This is a genomic window from Haloarcula sp. CGMCC 1.2071, from assembly GCF_037078445.1.
Classification (GTDB): domain Archaea; phylum Halobacteriota; class Halobacteria; order Halobacteriales; family Haloarculaceae; genus Haloarcula; species Haloarcula amylolytica.
This window is the reverse complement of the sequence record NZ_JAYMGY010000053.1, coordinates 1-842: the sequence shown is the minus strand read 5'-3', so window position 1 is coordinate 842 and position 842 is coordinate 1. Positions and strand designations below refer to the sequence as shown.

The 842-nt window shown below is 48.6% G+C and carries 1 protein-coding gene and 1 pseudogene; both read left to right on the top strand.

The window, feature by feature from the left end:
• Nucleotides 1–222, top strand: a pseudogene (locus VI234_RS21180) (tyrosine-type recombinase/integrase); the annotation flags it as partial.
• A gap of 167 nt (nt 223–389) precedes the next feature.
• Complete coding sequence (locus VI234_RS21175) at nt 390–596, top strand: hypothetical protein (protein ID WP_064287855.1); 207 nt, start codon at nt 390–392, stop codon at nt 594–596.
• The last annotated feature ends 246 nt before the right edge of the window (nt 597–842 follow it).

Here is an 842-nt window from a genome sequence, read left to right as displayed (position 1 = left end):
ATCCTCGCCAAACTCTGTGAGTGGTCCGACTACGAGTTCGAGGAGCCACTGAAGCCACACGGTGCCCGCCGTGGGCTCGGACGAGAAATCTATCGCGAGAACCCACAGCTGGCGCAGGACGTACTCCGGCACAAATCCATCGAGACAACCCACGAAGGCTACGCACAGGAGGCCGCGAAGCGGACACGCGACGAAGCGAACGATATCATCTCCGGTGAGTAAGCTAATTGACTCGGACTATGATGGTATAAATAAGCCCAAGAGGTGGTTTATTTCATGACCTTTGAGAGAAGCTATCTGCTCAGTAGGTGTGCATACTACTCGTATTCACTCTCGGGCAACTACATCCTAACCGATACGAATTTGAAGATTCGCCGAACAATCTCATTATGGAGTTACGAACGTTGGTCTCCGATCACCTTCCAAACGCCGTAGTTGCTGCGGCCATATTCACGCTCTACAACGCCTATACTGACGGTATTTCTGACCCAGTCACGATTGGTTTCGAATTCATTTCCTACGTTATTGCGATCTTCATCGGATTCGTGGTTATTACCCCGATTTTGGACAAAGTATTCGACAGCGTTACAACATGAATGGCCTGTATTGACCGTCGCCTTGACTCAAGAGCCAGTTCAGAAATGATCAGTACGTGTGCTAGGTGATCAATTCATTCATTCATTCGAATCTGTATTGCACAGAAGGCCTATATGCTAATACAAATACGCTCATCCGTAGCACATTGTTGATTTCACAGAGTTGCTCGAACAGCGTATTTGAGAGCATCTCGGCCGGGTTTCCGAAACAGCTCTCGGCGTAGCTGAAATGCTCTAAGATACTGT